Annotated in this window: 14 protein-coding genes; 10 read left to right on the forward strand and 4 right to left on the reverse strand. The window is 33.3% G+C overall.

Features of this window, described 5'->3' with window-relative positions; all coding sequences use genetic code 11:
• Both C5Q98_RS01525 and C5Q98_RS01530 read left to right on the forward strand, forming a co-directional pair.
• Positions 1-1,089, forward strand: coding sequence for an ATP-binding cassette domain-containing protein (locus C5Q98_RS01525; RefSeq protein WP_170040707.1), 1,089 nt, complete (start codon positions 1-3; stop codon positions 1,087-1,089).
• 36 nt (positions 1,090-1,125) lie between these two features.
• The gene (locus tag C5Q98_RS01530; protein WP_106011978.1) at positions 1,126-1,551 is read left to right on the forward strand and encodes a DUF3899 domain-containing protein; all 426 of its coding nucleotides are present in this window, start codon (positions 1,126-1,128) and stop codon (positions 1,549-1,551) included.
• A 176-nt stretch (positions 1,552-1,727) separates the two neighbouring features.
• Here the strand turns inward: C5Q98_RS01530 and C5Q98_RS01535 are convergent, their stop codons facing one another.
• The 3 genes from C5Q98_RS01535 to C5Q98_RS01545 all read right to left on the reverse strand — a co-directional run bounded on the left by C5Q98_RS01535 (position 1,728) and on the right by C5Q98_RS01545 (position 5,301).
• On the reverse strand, positions 1,728-2,360 hold the full coding sequence (locus C5Q98_RS01535; RefSeq protein WP_106011979.1) for a cyclase family protein: 633 nt from the start codon (positions 2,358-2,360) through the stop codon (positions 1,728-1,730).
• Between the two features lie 69 nt (positions 2,361-2,429).
• Positions 2,430-3,824: a glucose-6-phosphate dehydrogenase gene (locus tag C5Q98_RS01540; RefSeq protein ID WP_158695668.1), complete on the reverse strand. Its 1,395-nt coding sequence runs from the start codon at positions 3,822-3,824 to the stop codon at positions 2,430-2,432.
• Positions 3,796-5,301: an NADP(+)-dependent, decarboxylating phosphogluconate dehydrogenase gene (locus C5Q98_RS01545; protein WP_106011981.1), complete on the reverse strand. Its 1,506-nt coding sequence runs from the start codon at positions 5,299-5,301 to the stop codon at positions 3,796-3,798. The genes C5Q98_RS01540 and C5Q98_RS01545 overlap by 29 nt, the downstream gene beginning before the upstream one ends.
• 148 nt (positions 5,302-5,449) lie before the next feature.
• On the opposite strand from C5Q98_RS01545, the gene C5Q98_RS01550 reads away from it, so the two are divergent.
• The 7 genes from C5Q98_RS01550 to C5Q98_RS01580 all read left to right on the forward strand — a co-directional run bounded on the left by C5Q98_RS01550 (position 5,450) and on the right by C5Q98_RS01580 (position 15,614).
• A complete protein-coding gene (locus tag C5Q98_RS01550; RefSeq protein ID WP_106011982.1) occupies positions 5,450-7,042 on the forward strand; it encodes a Mur ligase family protein in 1,593 nt (530 codons plus the stop codon).
• 114 nt (positions 7,043-7,156) lie between these two features.
• Entirely contained in the window at positions 7,157-8,095 is a 939-nt protein-coding gene (locus tag C5Q98_RS01555; RefSeq protein WP_158695669.1) for a glycosyltransferase family 2 protein, read from the forward strand.
• Positions 8,096-8,098: 3 nt separating this feature from the next.
• The gene (locus tag C5Q98_RS01560; protein ID WP_106011984.1) at positions 8,099-9,385 is read left to right on the forward strand and encodes a glycosyltransferase family 2 protein; all 1,287 of its coding nucleotides are present in this window, start codon (positions 8,099-8,101) and stop codon (positions 9,383-9,385) included.
• Positions 9,386-9,525: 140 nt separating this feature from the next.
• The gene (locus C5Q98_RS01565; RefSeq protein ID WP_106011985.1) at positions 9,526-9,969 is read left to right on the forward strand and encodes a flavodoxin domain-containing protein; all 444 of its coding nucleotides are present in this window, start codon (positions 9,526-9,528) and stop codon (positions 9,967-9,969) included.
• A gap of 35 nt (positions 9,970-10,004) precedes the next feature.
• Positions 10,005-11,585: an LCP family protein gene (locus C5Q98_RS01570; RefSeq protein ID WP_106011986.1), complete on the forward strand. Its 1,581-nt coding sequence runs from the start codon at positions 10,005-10,007 to the stop codon at positions 11,583-11,585.
• A 25-nt stretch (positions 11,586-11,610) separates the two neighbouring features.
• Complete coding sequence (locus C5Q98_RS01575) at positions 11,611-13,602, forward strand: DUF2207 family protein (RefSeq protein WP_106011987.1); 1,992 nt, start codon at positions 11,611-11,613, stop codon at positions 13,600-13,602.
• Between the two features lie 143 nt (positions 13,603-13,745).
• A complete protein-coding gene (locus C5Q98_RS01580; protein ID WP_106011988.1) occupies positions 13,746-15,614 on the forward strand; it encodes a hypothetical protein in 1,869 nt (622 codons plus the stop codon).
• Between the two features lie 117 nt (positions 15,615-15,731).
• On the opposite strand, the gene C5Q98_RS01585 is transcribed toward C5Q98_RS01580, so the two are convergent.
• On the reverse strand, positions 15,732-18,305 hold the full coding sequence (locus tag C5Q98_RS01585) for a DUF2298 domain-containing protein (protein ID WP_158695670.1): 2,574 nt from the start codon (positions 18,303-18,305) through the stop codon (positions 15,732-15,734).
• A 111-nt stretch (positions 18,306-18,416) separates the two neighbouring features.
• Between C5Q98_RS01585 and alaS the strand changes: the two genes are divergently transcribed.
• The gene (gene alaS / locus C5Q98_RS01590; RefSeq protein ID WP_106011990.1) at positions 18,417-21,074 is read left to right on the forward strand and encodes an alanine--tRNA ligase; all 2,658 of its coding nucleotides are present in this window, start codon (positions 18,417-18,419) and stop codon (positions 21,072-21,074) included.
• Positions 21,075-21,150 lie beyond the last annotated feature (76 nt).

The raw sequence follows: 21,150 nt of genomic DNA on the forward strand, positions 1-21,150 counted from the left end.
GTGAGTAATAAAGAAATTTTAAGTGAAAGCAATACTCCAAAACAAAAGCAAAAATTTGATTATAGTAATGCTGAAACTATTTTGAAAGTTGAAAACTTAAGACAATACTTTAAACTTCAAGGTAAAGCGCTTAAGGCTGTAGATAACATCAGTTTTGATGTAAAGAAAAAAGAAGTTTTTGGTATTGTTGGTGAGTCTGGTAGTGGTAAAACTACTACAGGTAGATCAATAATTGGTTTATACGATATCACAGGTGGTGATGTTTGGTTACGTGATAAGCTTATTAATACCGGACTAGAAGTAAGAAAAAATCAAATAAAAATAGCAAAGAATGCTGGAAAAGTTGATACAGTTAAGAAGCTGGAAGACGATTATAAGAAATCTAAAAAAGAAATAGAAGATAACAGAGATGCTCTACATCGTAAGATTCAAATGATTTTCCAAGACCCAGTATCTTCTCTTGACCCAAGAATGACAGTTAGAGAAATTATCGCTGAAGGTTTGATTATTCAAGGTGAAAAAGATAAGAAACTTATCAATGAAAAAGTTGATTCTGTTTTAAATCAAGTTGGATTGCTAGTAGAACATGCAGATAGATACCCTCATGAATTCTCAGGTGGTCAGAGACAACGTATAGGTATAGCTAGGGCTATTATAATGGAGCCAGAAGTAATTATCGCTGACGAGCCTGTTTCTGCACTTGACGTTTCTATTCAAGCACAGATTATCAACTTGCTCAATGATTTACGTGAAAAGAATGATCTAACAGTAATTTTTATTGCACACGACTTAGCTGTTGTTAAATATATTTCAGACAGAATTGCTGTTATGTTCAACGGTAAGATAGTTGAATTAGCTGAATCTGATGAACTGTTTGCTAGACCAATGCATCCATATACTAAGTCATTGTTATCAGCAATACCAGTTCCAGATCCACATCTAGAACGCTTACGTAAACGTGAAACATATGTTCCAGCACTTGAACATGACTATAGTATTGAAGAGCCTACAATGAGAGAGGTTTTCCCAAATCACTTTGTTTATTGTAATAGTGAAGAAGAAGAGAAGTTTAAAAATTTATATAAATAATAAATTTATAAACTTCAGAGATGAGTAGGAATTAGTATGGATTACAATCCTTATCACAAGCAGAGATTTAACAAGCATGATTATCTAAGAGCTTTAATATGGGGTTTAATATTCTCTTTTGTGGCGTATGTTTTTCAAATTTATAGAACACCCAATAGAGATATATTAATTAAACTGAGCAACTCATTCTTGTTAGGTGGCGGATTGCAACTTGTTTATGCAGCCTTCAGTTATATTAATAAAGAAGGTTTCTTCGATGTTGGTATTGTAGGTTTCAAGCAACTAGGTTCAGCTATTGATAGTGGTATTAGAGGTCGTAAAGGTATGCAAGACCTTCCTGATCTTCAATCCTATAAAGAAGAGAAGTTGAAGACTCGAAGAGTTAATCTACCTACTTTAGTATCAGGAGCAATCTACTTAGTTTTGGCTATAATTACAGCAGTGGTTTTTTCGTACAAGTAACAGATAATAAAGTACAAGTAATAGATAACAAATACAAGTAATAGATAACAAATTAAAAGTAAAACAAAAGCAGTTCTACTAGTGTTGAAATTCAACAACGGCAGATCTGCTTTTTTAATGTTTTAAAATCTATAAAAATTCTAATTAGCTATATTTTTTATAGGGAGAATCTTGTTTTAAAATAGAGCCTCGTCTTTAGTGAATAGAAGTGCTCTAGATGGACCAGCATCATAGCCAGATATTCTAAGTGGGAGAGATAGCATATTGTACTCACCTTCAGGAACTTCTGCCAGACGGACATCTTCCATACAGCCAATCCCATTGCCAAGCAAAATTTGGTGAACTGGATGTTCAGGGTCATTACTCTCTAAGCTCATAGCATCTAGAGCAACAGCTTTAATTTTGCTTTCAGCCATATATTCTGCTGCTGAAGGTGCGAAGCAAATAAAGTCGAAACTAAATTCATCTGTAAGTGAATTTTTGGTTTTGCAGAGGATAATCTCGCCTTCTTTCAAGTTATATTTTCTGAGATCATCAGCTTCAATTTTTCTGTCTAGATCAGTGAGATCAAAAACTCTTGCATGACCAACAAATAAGTCCCAAGCCAAAGTATCAACTGACTCGCCATTTTCTAACATATGAATTGGAGCATCTATATGAGTTCCAGTATGTAAATTCATTAGAAGTTCTGATTCTCGTACGCCCTTGTCGGCATAGAAGCTTACCCAGGTAAATCTAGGCTTCTTGTTGAAACGATTTTTGTACACTGACATTTCAGGTTCTATTGTTCTACTAATATCATAAATCATTCTAATAAATCCTCCTCAGATCTATTTTATATTTTGGGTTTTACTAATTAAAACTTGATTATTAAATGATTAATCTTTTGTTTTATACATTTTTGCTTGAGAATCAGGACCTTTAGATCCTTTGCTGTAAGGTTCTAATTTAATATTGCATTCTCTGCGGAGATTTTGCAATTTTAGTATCCATTCCCAAGTAATTTCAATTTGTTCCCAGCTAGGGAAGTACTCTTTTTTGCCTAAGTAACAACTATAAACTAAGCGCTCATATGCTTCAGGAGAGTCAGACTTATTGATCTCAGCATCGGAACTTAGATCAATTTTCGTAGTTGATTCTTCAAGGTTAGCATCATCAGCAAGTATAGTCCAAGTAATTGATGGATTTGGATCTATTTCAATACTTAATACTTGGCCACCTTTGAAAAGAACTTCTACATTAGTTAATTTTTCTTCTGTTGCTTTACCGGATCGTAAGAGAAATTCTACATTCTCCCAACGTGGATTATCTATGAAAACTCTTAATGCAGCGAAAGTTTCAGTTTGACTAGCAGGATCTACTTCGTCATGATCCCTATAGCCGTCATATTGACCTACTATAAGGTTGTTTTCTATATCATTAGGATCTCTTAAGCTTTTTAATAGCTTAATTTGTGCATCTAAATAATTTTTTGAGCCTTTTTCGGCATCACAATTCATGACCAGCATAATAAGAGTTAAGAAGAGGTGACTTTGAATCATATCTCCAAGGGCACCAGTTTGATCATAGAATGCACCTCTATCACCAATATCTATTTTCTCAAGAGCATTGATTCTTATTGATTTAACGAAATCTTTATTCAAAATAGCATCCAAGAATTTATTCTCAACTCTCAAGGTATACAAGTTTTGAACCATATTTTTGCCTAGATAGTGATCAATGTGGTAGACCTGACCTTCTCCGAAAGCTCTTTCTAGCTCTAAACTTGTTGCCTTAGCTGTCTCAGGATCTGGACCGAAAGGTTTTTCTATAATTGCCCTACATTCTCCACGTAGGCAACCTGTCTTAGCAAGATTGTCTGCAATTGTGGCAAAAAATCTCGGTGCCACAGCTAGGTAGAAGATATGCTTAGTGTCATTGTTTTTGGCCCAAGGGAAGGAACTATAGTAATTAAATAATTTCTGATAATCCTCAGATTCTGTGAATTGCATTTCAAAGTAATCTATATGTTTTGCAAAAGCTTCAAATTTCTCTTCTGAAAATTCATATTTTGAGAACTCTTTTACACCATCTTTAATTTCAGAAATATATTTCTCTCTATCCCAGCTACGACGCCCAATAGCTAAAAATATTACATCATACTCAACCAAACCACGACAGAAGAGGTTATAGAAAGCTGGCATCAGCTTCCTATAGGCTAAATCTCCTGTTGATCCAAATATAGTAAAAATTAATTTATTTAATTTACTCTGCTGTTTCATCATTCCACTCATGATGGTAAACTCCATCTCTATCGGTTCTTCTATAGGTATGTGCACCAAAGTAATCTCTTTGGGCTGAAATCATATTAGCTTGGGACCTAGCAGCTCTCAAACTATCGTAGTAAGCTAGAGCAGAACTAAAGGCAGGAATTGCCACACCTGCTAGAGAAGCTGTGCTAACTAGCTTTCTAAGAGCTGTTATACCTTGAGAAATTGCTGCTTCAAAATTATCAGCTAATAACAAGTTGTCTAAGTCAGGGTTTTTATCGTATGCTTCCATAATAGGAACTAATAATTTAGAACGGATAATACAACCTCCACGGAAGGTAGCAGCTATAGATTTGTAGTCTAAATCCCAGCCGTAGGCCTTAGAAGCAGACTTATAAAGAGCGAAACCTTGTGCGTAAGCTATTAATCGTGCTAGTAAGAAGGCATTTCCTAGTTCTTCAATATCTATATTTGGTTTTCCTAAAGCATTCTCAGCATCTACACCAGCTGGCAAGATCTCAGAAGCTTGCACACGGAGAGTTTTCTCAGCACTCATATAACGTGCGTTCAGGCCAGAGTAAAGAATTGAAAGATCAACATGTAATTCTAAACCTTCTTGGTTTGTCCATTTACCAGTTCCTTTTTGCTCTGAAATATCTAAAATATGATCGAGTAAAAATTCACTCTCATTATCAGCACCAACAGCACGGTATTCTGCACCAACTTGACTCTCTATGTCATCGAGTAAATCATCCTCAGGATTTTCTAGATCTTTTTCTCGTAAAATATCTACAGTAATTTCACTGAGGTAGGATGATAAGTCTCCTCTGTCCCAATTTTCAAACACATCAGCGATTTCAAGGTTACTGTATCCATTTGCTTTTAGAAGAGAATAAATTTCAGCAATAATTTCCATGTCAGCATATTCAATACCATTATGTACCATTTTGACGTAATGACCAGCACCACCAGAACCCATGTAAGCTTCACAGGCTTCGTTATCATTGACTTTGGCACTAATAGCTTCAAATATATCAGCAACTGCATCATAAGCTGCTTTGCTACCACCAGGCATTATTGCAGGGCCACGTCTAGCACCTTCCTCACCACCAGAGACACCAACACCTAAATATTGAATATCATGTTGTTGTAGTTCTTCGAAACGTCTTTGGGTATCTTGGAAGTGAGAGTTTCCACCATCCATAATAATGTCATCCTCATCAAGAAGAGGAAGTAAACTTTCTATAAGCTTATCAACAGCTGCTCCAGCTTTGACCATTAGAAGGAGCTTTCTTGGTCTTTTTAAATTAGCAACTAGTTCTTCTAAGGTTACAAAAACACTTAAATTCTGTTCTGGATTTTCTTCTGCTGCTGCAATAGCTTTGCTTGTAGTTCTATTGTAGATTGCTACTTTATAATCATTATCTGCAATGTTTAAGGCTAAATTTTTACCCATAACAGCCATGCCCAAGACTGCTATATCACATAAATTATTACTCATATTAATCCTCCCATATACTCAATTAAAGTTTATCACTTATTTTAGATATTAGCATTTATTATGCTATACTTGCTTTCAAGATATTTAAACAAACTTCAACAATTATGTTTCCTAATTAAAATTTGTTTATTGCAAAGGAGATTGCGTTTTGTATAAGAGAGATGTTTCAGATGATAATATTCTTAATTTAAATGAATATATTGAGAAATTAAAAGAAAATGAGATTGGTGTGGATTTTGTTCCAGCACCATCATTACAAGAAAAATCGGAAAATATTGAGATTGCTTATGTTACCTATGATTCAAGAGAGATTGTGGAAAACAGTTTATTTATTTGTAAAGGTAATAACTTTAAGGTGGAATACCTTGAACAAGCAAAAGCAAAAGGTGCTGTTGCGTACTTAGCAGACAAAGACTACGGAGTAGATTTGCCTCTAATTAAGGTTGATAATTTGCGTAGAAGTATTGCAGTTTGCGTATCAACTTATTTTTCTAATCCAGAGAAAAAATTGAATTTCATTGGCGTAACAGGAACAAAAGGTAAAAGTACTACAGTTAGTTTGATTTTTGAAATGCTTAAAGCTCAAGCGGAGGCTGAGGGGAAAGTTAAACCAGGTTTGATTTCTAGTTTAGGCAATTTTGATGGTGTAAACCATTTCGATTCTAATCTTACGACTCCAGAGCCTATGGAAATGTTTTATTTGTTGTACCGTGCCGTGCAAAATAATGTGAAGAATATGGTAATTGAAGTTTCATCTCAAGCTCTTAAATACGACAGAGTATATGGAATGCACTTTGAGATAGGAGTGTTTACAAATATAGCTCCTGATCATATTTCTGACGTAGAACATCCTAACTTTGAAGATTATTTACAATCTAAATTGAAATTGTTAGAACGCAGTGATATTGCAGTTCTTAATGAATCCAGTGATTATTTAGACGAGCAAAGAGAAGCTGCTAGAAATGCTCAGGAAATATTTGAAATTGCTACAGAGCTAAATGAAAAAACAAAAAGTAATGCTAGTGATTTCGAAGTGTACATAAGAGATATTGAATTAGAGCAAATAGGTATGGATTTCACAGCAATACTTAAAAATAGCAATAGAGAATTTAGATTAAATACAAAGTTAGAGGGAATATTTAATTTAGAGAATATTGCGCAAGCTCTTGTTGTTGCAGAACTAATGAATGTTGATGAGAGTTCAATAAAAAAAGGACTCGCACTTGTTCAGATGCGAGACAGAACTATAGATGTAAAAAGTGAAAATGATAATGATAATGTTATTTTCCACATTGATGCAGCACATAATGGAATAAGCTTCGAAGCAGTCTTTGATCATATTAAGCACAAATATCCAGAATATAAGAGAGTTGCTGTCTTTGGGACTGTTGGAAATAAGGCTGAAAACCGTCGCGAAGGTATGGCACTTGCATGTAATGGAAGAGTAGATGAAGTTTATATAACTAGAGATGATAATGACTTTGAAAGTCTAGATAATATTTTTGATGAAATAGTAATCCATCTTGATCCAGATTTACCAGTTACAAGAATTGACGAGAGAACTGAAGCGATACAATCAGCCTTTAACAACGCAATGAAATTATGGGAGAATAAAGGAATTAAGTCATGTATTATTTTATTAGGTAAAGGTTCTGAGAATTATATGAAAATAAATGGTGTGAAGCTACCTTATGAAGGGGACGAGTTTTACGCAAGAAAAGCTATAGAGAATTATAAATAAAATATAAATGACAAGGCTTAAAGTACTCAGAAATAGTAAATTCTAAGTTAATTCATAGTTTAGAACCTGAATAATTAGTATAATAAAATCCTAGAATATATTGAGGTAAGAAAATTGCAGGGGACAGATGAGGGAAAAGAAATTGAGAATAATGATTTAGTGTCAATTATAGTGCCAGTTTATAAGACTGCTGAATTTTTGCCACGTTGTATTGAGTCATTACTTGATCAGGATTATGAGAACATTGAGATTCTTATGATAAATGATGGTTCGCCAGATAATTCTGCTGAGATTATAGAGGAGTATAGAGAAGCAAATCCTGCTAAGATAGTTTTGATAAATAAAGAAAATCAGGGTGCAGGTGAGGCAAGAAACACAGGTATTGATAAAGCCAAAGGTAAGTGGTTGTGCTTTGTAGACTCAGATGATTATGTTGAAAGAGATTATGTCAGTGCTATGCTAAGGGCTGCACTAGATATGAATGCAGATATAGCAGTTAGTAATTTGTTCTTAGAAAAAGAGAATGGTAGGAAAATTGTTTTTCCTTTAATGTTTGTTAAGCCTGTAACTAGTGGAGATAAGGCTGCGAAGAGATCTTTGAATTTACTATCTGTACCAAATTTTGCTTGGAATAAACTTTACAAAAAAGAGTTATTAGATTCTATTAACTTCAAATTTCCAAGTATTTATTTTGAAGATGTTGCTGTAGCAGCGAAGGTTCTGAGTGAATCTGATAGAGTAGCCTTTACAAATAGACCGCTTTATCATTATATTCAAAGAGGTTCAGGTCAAGTTGGAACCTTCAATGAGAAGAAGTTACGAGAGGCTCTCGAAGCAATTGCTATGGTTGGAGAGTTTTTAAATGAATCAGGAAAAATGGATGAATGGTTTAGGGCCTGGAAGCAGATGCTATTGCATGTTAGAGTACAGTTTACTACACAAGTTATGGTCCAAATGAAGGATAAAACTTTTGCAGAAAAGTCCAAACTTTTGAAAGAGCTTAATGAAGAACTTCAAGATATTGACAGAAAGTATAGATATGAGAGTAATTAATATATGGGTTGGGAAAATTTAACTTTATTTACAAAAATCTTAATGGTTATACTAATATCTGGTAATATTTTTGGATTGATTTTCACTTTATACCAGGTGTATATATCATTACCAATTTTTAAAAAATACAAAAATCTTACCGGACCCGAGAAGCCTTACAATAAATTTGCTATTGTTATTAGTGCTCATGATGAAGAAAAAGTAATTAAAAACTTATTGGATTCTTTGAACACTCAAAATTATCCAAAAGATAAATTTGATATATTTTTGATTGCAGATAACTGTACAGATAATACAGCTAAAATAGCAGCTGAACTTGGGGCAAATGTTTATGAACGCTTAGATCCAGAGCATAAGTCAAAAGGTTACGCCCTAAACTGGTTCTTTGACCAGTTTATAAAAAAATATAATCATTCTGACTATGACTTAATTACTATTATTGATTCTGATAATGTTATGGATGAAAACTATCTTCTGGAAATGAATAAACGTTATAACTATGGAGATAGGGTGATTATAGGATACAGAATTGGAAAAAACCCTTCAGCTACAATATGGTCAAATGCCAATAGTTTGTTTTGGATTATGCAAAAACGTGGAGTAGATCACCCTCGTTACATGTCAGGTAGAAGTTTAACGTCAGTGGGTGGTACCGGTTTTGCTTTTGCATATGACATTATTGATAAGCAAGGTTGGAAAACTCAAAGTCTGACTGAGGATCTAGAGTTCACAATGGATGTTAACCTAAAAGGTGAAACTATTACATATTCTCGCGAAGCAAAATTTTATGATGAGCAACCGGAAGATATGATCAGTACAATCAAACAAAGATGGAGATGGTCTTATGGTTTGAGAGAGTTACTAGAACAGAAATCTAGACCATTATTAAAGTCAGTATTTTTTGGACGTACAGAAAATCTAGACTCTTTCATGTTCTCGATAATGTATGTAGTATTATTAGTGTCACCTGTACTATGGGTTCTAAGTATGATTTTAATAGGGATAACTCTAGGTTTAGGTGCAATGCTCAAATCAGTTTTAATTAGTGCACTTATAGGTGAAATAGTATTAAGTTTATTTATATATATTTTGACAGTAGTTGAGGACCAACACTGGGAAGGTCAGTGGAAAGGTATTCTATTTTATCCAATATACTTATTGATAATTAGCTTGACTATATTCATGGCTTTGGGCAAAAAACCTGGGTGGAAAAAGATTGATCACTCTGACCAAAGTACTATTAGTGATATGAATGTAAATAAAAACAAACATAAAAAAGATAGTAAATAAAAGAAAGATAGTAGTTAATATAAAAAAGATAAAAAACTAATATTAAAATTACAAAATACTTTACAAATTTATTATATTGCTATTTAATACCATTTATCATACGTGTATATATTCGATGGAGATAAAAGGAGTTTTAAAATATGAGTAGCATTGCCGTTATTTATTATAGTGCAAGTGGGAATACAGCAGCTATGGCTGAGGCTGTAGTAGAAGGTGTTGAAAGTATGGGAGCAGAAGCTGAGATTTTTGAAGTTTCTGAATTTCTAATAGATGACTTGGAAAATTATGATGCTTTTGCTTTTGGCTGTCCCGCTTCAGGTGATGAAGAACTAGAGGAATTTGAATTTGAACCATTTTTCTCAAATGCTATTGAAATTATAGGTGATAGACCAGTTGCTATTTTTGGCTCATATTCAAGTGGCGATGGTGCCTGGATGAGAAAATGGGAAGACGTCTGTGATGATATGAACTTAAATTTAGTAGCTTCGGGAGTTATAGCAGAAGATTATCCTGATAGTGATGCAATTGAAGCATGTCAGGAGCTTGGGGAAATTTTAGTAGAGAATCTCAATGAGTTTTATTAGTTTAAAGTTTTCTCAGATAGGGTAATTGAATTTTTATGAGTAATGATGTAAGAAAGTCTAAAATTGAACATGAATCTGGAATCAGGTACAGTAAATTAAACGAAACAACTAAAGAGACAGCTGAAGCAAATATGCTTGAAGATGACAAAAAGAAGACGACGTTATTTGAAAAATTTAGACGTTTAAGTACTTCTAAGAAGACAGGAATTATAAGTATAACTATCCTATTAGCTGTGATACTGCTGATAGTTGCTTTTGTTTTTTCTAAGATTTCAAGAATAAATTTTGTTAATAAGAGTGACTTTACAAGAAGTTCAGCCTCATCAGATGAACACGGTGTGCTAGCGCTTGATAAAGATAAAAACTCCGGTAAGGATATAGATCAGGACGCTATCAAAAAGATAAATTCTAAGTTAGCTAAAAACTTACCAAGTGACATTATATTTGATGAGAATATTTTAAATGTGTTATTAATAGGTGTTGACTCTAGAGAAGCTGAAGAACAGTCATTATCTGACTCTATGATACTTGCATCAATAGACTTAAAACACAATAAAATTCATCTTAATTCATTACTAAGAGATACTTATGTTTATATTCCAAACTATGGATATAGTAAGTTAAATTCAGCTAATGCTTTGGGTGGTCCACCGTTATTAATGGAGACTATAGAGTATAACTACAGAGTTGCAGTTAGCCATTTCGCCCTAGTAGATATGTTCTCTCTGGAAGAGATAATTGATACAATTGGTGGAGTTGAGATTGATGTTAAGTCTTATGAAATCCCTGCAATTAATGAAGCTTTGTCATATTATAATACATTGATTAATGAGCCTAGAAACTCCGGACTTCTAAAATATCCAGGTAAGCAAAAGTTGAGTGGTAAGCAAGCTTTAAACTATGGAAGAATTAGAAGTGTAGGTAACTCAGATTATGAGCGAACCGAGAGACAGAGAAGGATACTTAAATCAATTTTTGATGGTGCCAAAAATGCTAATATTGCACAGATCAATGAAATGGTCGATAAAGTTTTCCCACTTGTAACAACTAATTTAGGTATTAATGAAATATTCAATTTACTACAGAATGTACAGGGAATCCTAAAAGCAAAAATGATTTCAGGACAAGTTCCAATTCTTGGAACTTTTGAAGAAACTTATATTCAGGGAATGGCTTGTCTTGTACCTGATCTTGTTTCAAATATTAAACATTTAGCTAAGACTGTTTATGGAATGAGTGATGCTAAAATAGATAGCTTATTTGGTGGTTCTAAAGATTACGATGAAACAGAAATAACAACAGAAGCTGCAGATAATACATATGAAGAAACAGATGTTATACCTAGTAGTTCTGATGATTACATTGATGAACCTGAGATAACAGAACCACCTAGAACAACATATAGCTCCAGACAAGGAAGCGTTACAGAATCTAGCAAGGTTGAAACTAGCCAAAAAACTAGCAAGGCACCAACCAGTCAACCAACGAATCCGCCAACCAATCCTCCAACAACTAGTAGCACTGTAAACACAGAGACCGAAAATACTCCAGCTCCTACCGAAGACCCAGGTGTTGATGAGAGTGAGGATGATTACTCAGGAGAGGAAGAAGATTAGTATTTCATTTATTAAAGGTGATTAAATGCACGATAAACATATAGAGTTTAATGTTAATAAAATTTTTCAAAAGATTTTATTTGTACTTATGTTTATCGTGCTATTTTTTTCAGTAATAGTAAGAACAGAATTGAAAGCTGATGCCGAGAATAAGAAAAATGAGATTACGATTTCATCTACTTTAAATCACATTAATATTTTGAGAGATGGTCGTGTGGAAGCTGTTTTGCAAATTGATCTTAAAGCGAAAAAAATTGTTGATGTTGCAAATCTTTCAATACCTTATCAAAAAAATCAGTCAGTTACTATAAATGATATAAGATTGGCAGAAGTTAATAATAGTTCTCCAGCGCTCGAGTATATTAAAGCGACTCAAGTTAGTGAGTTGCAGAAAAACCAAATAAATTCATATACCAGCTCAGACCTGGGTGATAAAATTAGCATTAAGTTAAAAACATCTATACCTGAATCAACAGCTAAAAGGGTAAGGATTTCTTATACAATTAATTCCGCAAGCCAAAGGTTTAATGATGCTGCACTGACGGAACTGACTTTGTTTGATGAAAATAGAGAAATTACAACAAATGGTTATGCTTTAATCGTAAGTTTTGATTCTATTATTTTCCCGGAAGAAATAAATAAATATAATCTATATGAACATAATAGCTTAGATGGCTTGGATAAATTGCTTCGACCTACTTTTGGTTCAGAAATATTAGATATTTTTAAACTGGACAAGAGTGAAATTATTAATATACCTTCTGATGCTTATATTAGTTTCTCTAGTTTTATTCCAGAAAATACAAGGGTTGACGTGCGTTTGCTTTATCCTAGTGATTGGTTAGCAAAAGCGAAAATAAATGCTACTGAAAATCACAATTCGAGTGCGCTTGAGAGAATTAAAAGTGAAGAAAGTACCTATGCTTGGAAGCAAATTCAGAAATATAGATATCAAGTAGTTAGCAGATATATTGTAGGGATTATGCTCATTTTAGCATTGGTATATTTTATTAGTGTATTAATGAAAAAGTACATTGATAGCTATAGAGATACACCAAGTATTAAGTTTAGTATGACAGATGATATTTCAGCTGCTGGTTTATCATTTTTAAATAATAGAAAAGTTGATAGTTACTTGATATGGACAGCAATTTATACTCTTGTAAATAAAGGATTCTTAACTTTAAATAAAGAAAGATTATATAGAAAGGAAGAACAGTTACTTCCTGATGAAAATCAGCTTCATTATTACGAGAGAATGTTTTTGCATTGGATTTGGAATTTAATGGATGGTCATGATTCAATTTCAATTGAAAAATTAACATATACTATTCAAAATAACTTAACTAAGAATATGGAAAAACTAACAAGCTTTCAAAAAGCTTTAGAACTTTACTGTATTGAAAATGGTTATTTACTAGCAGAGAGTAAGATAAAAACAAAAAAGACTCATTTAGTAGTTGCATTGGTTTATATATTTTCAGCAATAATAATTTCAATTGTATCTAATTTCTTTGTGCCTACTTGGTTATTAGTACCAGGAGGAATATTCCTACTTATGGCTCTAAAACAAAATCGCTATACAGATTTAGGGAACCAAATTTTAAGTGAAGCAGCTAGCTATAAGAAATACCTGAGAAATGTTGATAGATATAATAAGTCTGTTTACTCTAAAGAAAAGTTTGCTGAAGATTTTATTTATAGTATTGCTTTGCAGTGTAACGATAGATATTTGCAGTCATTAAAATATTTAGTGCCTATGAGTACTGTGGTTCAAAATAGATATTTATCAAGCTTAGGTTTTAATGAAATTGAAACCAATGTTTATAAAGAAATTTCTAAACAAAAGCATGACTTACCAGTGAAGAAACAAAAAGAAATATACAATGATATTTCTGACCTTGTAGAAAAAAGACTTTTAGATATTCAACATATATTGTCTAAGTTAGAATTGCACAGAGTTTTGCCGAAAAACGTTGAAATTGAACAGGAAAGCAACGATAATTTGCGAAAATAAAGATGCAAATAAAGTTGTAAATAAAATTTACAAACTTTATGAACAAAGCAATGTTTTCATGTAGCATAAATTTTCATGTGCTATAATTACATGAGTTATTAAATAAGATTGATTTAAATGATAAGAGATTATTGGAGGTAATTATGGCTAAATTGACTAGACTTGCAACGACTGTAACCAGCCATGAGATAAAGAATGATAGTTTGATAAATATATTTTATTTGGATGGTCGTAGCAACAGATTTCCACAAACGAATGATTTAGATATTACATTAGATAGAACAGCCCTAGGTTTTTATTTGAACATTAGCTCAACTAGAAAAAAAGATGCAAATAGAGATAATTTACTAGAAAAAAGAGTAAGTCAGGATCAAATTACAGAAGCTATTAAAACTAGTGCAGATATTGATTCTGTAGTTAATGATATGGCAGAAAATGCTATTAAGTTAACAGGCAAATTCAATCTTGATACGCAAAAACGTGAGTCCAGACCTTATTATTCTGGAGTTATTATCAAGGAAAGTGAGTTAGCTGCAGTTACTTTGGGTGAAGCTGTCGCATTCTTATATAGAGATGAAGCACTATATCCATTAACTGAAAATGATTTTAATTTTAAAGCAGAGAACTTCCATGGCCAAGCTGTTGATAATTATGATATATATGCAGCAGGTAGAGCAGGTTCAATTAAATATTCAAATATTGCTCAATTAAGAGTTGATGACTGTATTATTTTAGTCACCAACAACGTTGTAAAATCTTTAGGACAAAAGAACTTATTGAAGATTTTAGATGAAGCTTATGATCAACAAGAATCAGCAGAGTTAATCCATGAATATATGACTCTCAAACATCCAAACGAGCCATTCCAATTCATGATGAGCTTTGTTGAAGACATTTTTGTAACTAACAAAAAATATCGTGGAGATGGCTTTGTAAGCCGTGATACACAATCTACACAAATCTTTACAGATGAGTATTTAGCAGAAATTGAATCTGCTCAAGCAGAAGCAGAAAGCGATACAGCTAAATATGCAGCTACCGCAAATGGTGTAGCAACTAGTGCAGCTGTAGAAGCTACAACAAGTCATCAAACAGAAGAGACTAACAACTCTGATACAAGTGAACATGAATCAGAATATTCAACATATAATGAAAGTTCTGATAACGAAAATGCCGATGCTTATCAAGATGACGAAAATTTTAGTAATGTTGCAAATGAAAGTTCTCAAGAAAATTATTATGAAAATGATTATGAACAAAATGATTATGAAGAAGATGAGTATGAGTTAGAAGATGATCTTGAGGAAGAAGCCGAAGAACCAAATAGATTCCAAAAAGCATATGCAAAAATAGTTGAGAATGACGATTATGATTACGATGAAAGTGGTCATGATGAAGAAGATATTCGTTATATGTCAAGTAGAGCTGATTCAGAAGATGCTTTGGATTTTGATGAAGAAGATGAAGGTAACAAAGGTGGCCGTAAAGTATTCCTAGTAACAATACTTCTAATAGTTTTAGCATTAGCGATTCTAGGCTTAGCCTACTTACTCAAAGAAAAAGGCTTCTTCGTTGGATCAGATTCAGCAGGAACAACAAGTAGCTCAACATCAATTGATGAAGAAAATGTAACTGATGAATCAACAACTGAAGAAGAATCAGAAACCAGCACAACAACAAGTTCTGAAGAAGAAAGTACCACAACAACATCAGAAAATGATGATAATGATACTGAAGTTGTAAATGGAAGTAAAAAAGGTAAAAATGGTGGTTCCTACCCAGCAGAATATGAAGTTCAATGGGGTGATAATTTGGATGCAATATTTGAAAATGTATATGGTGAAAGCTACGACACTAATGTAGACTACGAAACTAAACTAAAAGTTTTCAACTTAATTATTGAAAATAACCCAGAAACTATTACAGGTTCTATAGAGGGTGAAGATTTACAACTTTATGCAGAAACTACAATTAAGATTCCTGATCCATCAGAGATTCTAGAAGCGAAATAGTTTTTCATAAAAGTAAAATATTTAAAATGCCGTAACTTATAATTGTAAGTTGCGGCATTCTTTTTACTATATATTTTTATGTTTCTGTGTCATTGGGCATAATTAACAACTATTTATTTACTGTGATTGTACCTCTATTAGATAATTATCACCACTACGGTAAACTACTTTTCCTAAACTCTGAAGCGCTTCTTCATTTATATCAGCGTATTTGATTCTCTCAAGTTCAGCTACAATTATATACTTTATCTGATATTTCTTGATGAAATCAAGTTGTATAGATGTATTGCTTGTAGTATAAAAATCGTCAATTTCACGTTGTAAAGGAGCAATTAAAGTCTGGTATGAACTTTCTTCAAATGAAGTAGTTCGCCACAACCATTCGTGAGTTTCCCAGCCTAAAACAGTAGGCAATCCAGTATATGCAGATACGGAAGCATAATCTGAGTATGAATTTCCATAAGCCTCTAAAATATTTACACTGGAAGATTCATTTTCATTTAGATAATCAATTAAATCTAGGCGGTTTTTAAAACTATAATAATTGCCAGAATCATCTTCGATTCCTAAATCTGCAATATACCTACTACCATCTAGACTACGCTGTGATTTATCTTTGTTTAAGTAAAACCAGTCTGAAATGCTACTTGTATAAGAGAATGGAATAATAAGCCCCATTGTACATGCCAGTACAGGTATTAAATATTTAAAGTTCCATCCCTTATCTCTTTGGATAATTCCAGTTTTCTGTTCTTCGAATATTTCAACAGAGTTGATGTTTTCAGGACTATTCTTAGGAGTCAACTGCAACACTAACTCAGCGATCAAGTACGCTGCCACTAAAGATAATAAAGTGAAGCTTTGGTAGGTGAATTTGAACATTGTATTTGCCCTAGCAAAATTTACCTCATAAATATCTTTGAGATAAATAATTTCTGGAACAATAATTAGTCCTAATCCACAGGCACTAAGAATAATAATAAATAAATTTTCTACAGGAAGATTTGCTATAGCTTGTATGAAATTTACTTTCTCTAGCTGGTATTTTATTTTTTCCCTATTTGACCAGAATGCATAAAGAATAAATATAATTCCTAGGAAAGCGTGGAAAGCCCAGAGTATAAATAGTTGATAGAAGCTAGAATTATTCTGTACAAACTTGAAGGATTTTGGCATTTCTGCCATGTTCAAATTCATCTGTAAACTAAAGATATGAGTAACTGTAAAAATCAAGGAGAGATAAAATCCAGCTAAAGTTAGACTGTCCTTCTTTAATCTATAAATTAAATAGGTCGAAATGCATGCTACGACGTATAAGCCTAATTTAATTAATGGGTTACCAAAATCCATTAAGAAAGGAATAAAATACATTAATGTTTGGCCAATGAATAATAGTAAACTGGTCCAAGTGTTTTTGCCTTTAGCTAAGAATGCTGCAGTTAAGGTTATAAAGGTCACTACAAAATATATGGCGAAGTCCCAATAATTTGTCATTGAGAAAATCCCTAATAAAAATCCTAGAGTAGTTGCATACATTAAAGTGTTCTCATTTAACAAAGTTTCAGCCTTGCGTAGGTAAACATAAAAAGCAAATAGAATTATTAGAAATAATAAGACAAAGATTAGATTTATCATATGCGCATGAAGATCACCTACAACATAAGAATACAAGGGAAATTCATGTATTGTTTTGTCGCTGGTATCAGGATTATGTCCAATAAAACGAGTAGAATCGGAGAAATAGAAGTAGCTAATTTTACCAGTAGTAGTTCCGAAGCGTTTTAAATATGCAACTAATCCATGTCCGAGTGCGCCAGGTCTGTAAAAGAATGCATGGCTGTTTCCAGCTAAACATAGAAGTGATGAAGCTAGTATTCCGCTAATGTTTGCAATCAATTGATATGAAGATTTTTGTTTTTTTATTCTATAAAAAACAATATCTCTAATTAAGGAGTAAGAAAGAGTAAAAGAGATTGAAAAGCTCGCAGCCATAGAAAGGTTGTAAGATATTTTAGGCTCAATACCTGTTAGTTTAGCAAGCAAGGTAAAAAGATATTGCCCAAAATAATAATAGTTAATAGAATGACCTGCTAACCACATATCTTGAGCGGGTAAAGTGTTACCTCGCCACATGCTCATCATGAATCCATAATCCATGAATTTTTCTAGACCATAAATTTCAGGTTTAAGTGATCTGAAATAGACTCCGATAGCAAAGGTACTTAAGAATATAAGTATAGTTAAAAGTATTTGATTAAGGGGAAGATAAACATTTCTTGATAACTTATTTCGCCTACTTTTAGAGGGGAAATTAAAAACAAAATTTGCCAAAACTAATACTAATCTTATAAAGTGGGAAGTGAAGATGGGTAAGCCTAAGTGAGACAAAAACCAGGTAATAAAGCCAATCCCCAACCAAGAAAAGATAATAGAATAGAAGAAGGCTGAATCTGCACTGAACGGTATTAGTTTTCGGATAAAACGCTGACTCGGAAGAGCTAGAACTAAAATACACATGCTCCAGTTCAAAAAGGCAAGAAAATCGCTATTGTTAAAAGTTAGAAAACTTGCTAACAAAACTCCTACGATTAGTAAAGATATTACTGAAGTTAATACCATTGCAATTTTGGAGTCATTGCTGTCCCTTTTTGAAGTTTTCAATTTAAAGTGAGAATCGAAAAATTTATCCATACACAACCTCATTAATTTTATATAAAAAACTTTAATTCAGAAAAATGTAGACTTTTGATACTATGATATAATAATAAATTGAAATTATAAACATAAAAAGAGGTATAAAACATGAGATATATGACCGTAAATGAATTGCGTGAAGCATATTTACAGTTTTTTGAATCAAAAGGACACTTGCGTATTCCAAGTGCTTCTTTAGTGCCAAAAAATGATCCGTCAATTTTATTAATTAATGCAGGTATGACTCCTATGAAGGCATACTTTACTGGCGCCGCTATACCTCCGGCGAAAAGAGTAACCAATAGCCAAAAATGTGTACGTACTGGTGATTTGGAAAATATTGGTTATACAGCAAGACACGTAAGTTTCTTTGAAATGTTAGGAAACTTTTCTTTTGGTGATTATTTCAAAAAAGAGATGATTCCTTGGATTTGGGAATTTTGTACTCAAGTACTTGGAATGGAAGAAGATAAGCTTTATCCAACAGTATATGAGCTAGATGATGAATCTTATGATATATGGACAAAAACAGTTGGTGTACCAGAAGAGAGAGTTTACAGATTAGGTAAGGCAGATAATTTCTGGGAACATGGTGTTGGTCCTTCTGGTCCATGTACTGAGATTTTGTATGACCGTGGAGAGAAATATTCTTGCGGTAAAGATACTTGTGCACCTGGATGTGATTGTGATCGTTATATGGAGTTCTGGAATAGTGTTTTCAGTCAATTTGAGCGTCAAGAAGACGGAACTTATATAGAGCTTAAGCAAAAGAATATTGATACAGGTGTAGGTCTAGAGCGTTTAGCTACAATTGTCCAGGATGTTGATAGTATCTATGAAATTGATACTGTTAAATCTATTTTAGGCAAAGTATGTGAAATTAGTGGTAAGACCTATGGTGAAGATGAAAAAACTGATATAAGTTTGCGCATCATTACAGACCATGCAAGATCTGCAACAATGATGGTTTCAGATGGAATTACCCCAAGTAATAATGGACGTGGTTATGTTTTGAGAAACTTAATTAGGCGTGCAGTACGTCAGGCAAGTTTATTGGGGGTAGAGGATAACTTCTTAAGCAAAGTTGTAGAAGAAGTAGTAGCTCAATCAAAGGATGCTTACCCAGAATTAGAATCAAACTTGAAATTCATCTTGTACACTATAGATTCAGAAGAGACAACATTTAGAGGTACTTTAAACTCTGGTAATAAAATACTAGATGGTTATATCAAAGATGCTATAGATAACAAATTAGAGGCTTTGCCAGCAGAAGATGTATTTAAGCTTCATGATACTTATGGATTCCCACTAGATTTGACCAAAGAAATTGCGAAAGAATCAGGTTTAGAAATTGATGAGCAAGGTTTCCGTGATTTAATGGAAGAGCAACGTATGAGAGCGCAAGCAAATACCAAGAAGAATGTTCAATCAGCCTGGGCTGGCGATAAGATGCCAAAAGAAATTGCTCAAATTGAGCCTACTAATTTTACTGGTTATGAAACATTAGTAGATGAAGGTAAAATCTTGTACCTATTAGTAGAAGATGGAGATAAATACAAAATAGTTGACTCTGTCGAGACTGGTACAGACGTTGTTATTATCACAGATAAAACTCCATTCTTTGGAACCGGTGGTGGTCAAATAGGCGATAAAGGTTTCGCAAGTCAGGGTGATACAGAAGTAGAAATAACTATGACTAATAAAAATAGAGATAAAGTCTACTTCCACCAGGCTAAAGTTTTGGAAGGTACTTTATACGCAGATAGATCTATAAAGTTAGAAGTAGATAGAGAAAATAGAAGATCTACAGCAAGAAACCATACTGCCACACACTTGTTACATAAAGCTTTAAGAAAAGTTATTGGAGAACACGTTATTCAAGCTGGATCAGAGTTTAATGGTGAGTATTTCCGCTTTGACTTTACCCACCAAGGTGGTCTAAGTGCAGATCAATTAGCAGCAGTAGAAGCAGAAGTGAACTGGGCAATCCTAGAAGATATGGATGTTGAAGTGCTTTGGGAACCAGTGGAAGAGGCAAAGGCCAAAGGCGCGATAGCATTGTTCGATGAAACATATGCTGAGATAATGAGAACTATTTATATAGGTGAAGATTATTCAATTGAGCTATGTGGTGGAACACACTTGAAGCATACATCTCAAGTTGGTTCTTTTAGAATTTTAACTGAAACTTCTGTAGCTGCAGGTATTAGAAGAATTGAAGCTGCAACAGGCTTTAACGCATTGAGGTACTACAATTCCGATAGAGAGTTATTGGCAAGTTTATCAGATAAGTTGAATACTTCAGTAAGTGAGTTGGATGTAAGATTAGATCATATAATTGACAAGAATAAAGAACTAGAAAAAGAAGTAAAAACCCTAGAAAATGCCAAGATGGAATCTGCTAATAAGGACCTATTGAGTGACTCAGAAGATATTGCAGGAATAAATTTATTAGTTACTGAAGTAAGTACTGATTCCGTTGAGCAGATGCGTGAGTTAGGTGATAAATTCATGGCTGAGCTAGAACCTGCTGTTGTAATTTTAGGACGTAAAGAAGCTGAGAAAGTTAACTTCCTAGTTATGTCTTCAGATCAAGCAATTGATAAGGGTGTAAAAGCTGGAGATATTGTTAAAGTTGCTGCTAAAGTTGCTGGCGGAGGCGGAGGCGGTAAAGCTAATATGGCTCAAGCCGGTGGTAAAGATAGTGGCAAACTAGAAGAGGCCCTGGAAAGTGCTAAGACAGCTGTAAAAGAGATTTTAGCTTAATACATTTGATTGTTGAATAAACTTAAGTTTAAAAAAATACAAAACTTGGAAACGTAAAGAGAGAAAGGTTGAAGTG

The organism is Fastidiosipila sanguinis (assembly GCF_002998295.1).
Classification (GTDB): domain Bacteria; phylum Bacillota; class Clostridia; order Saccharofermentanales; family Fastidiosipilaceae; genus Fastidiosipila; species Fastidiosipila sanguinis.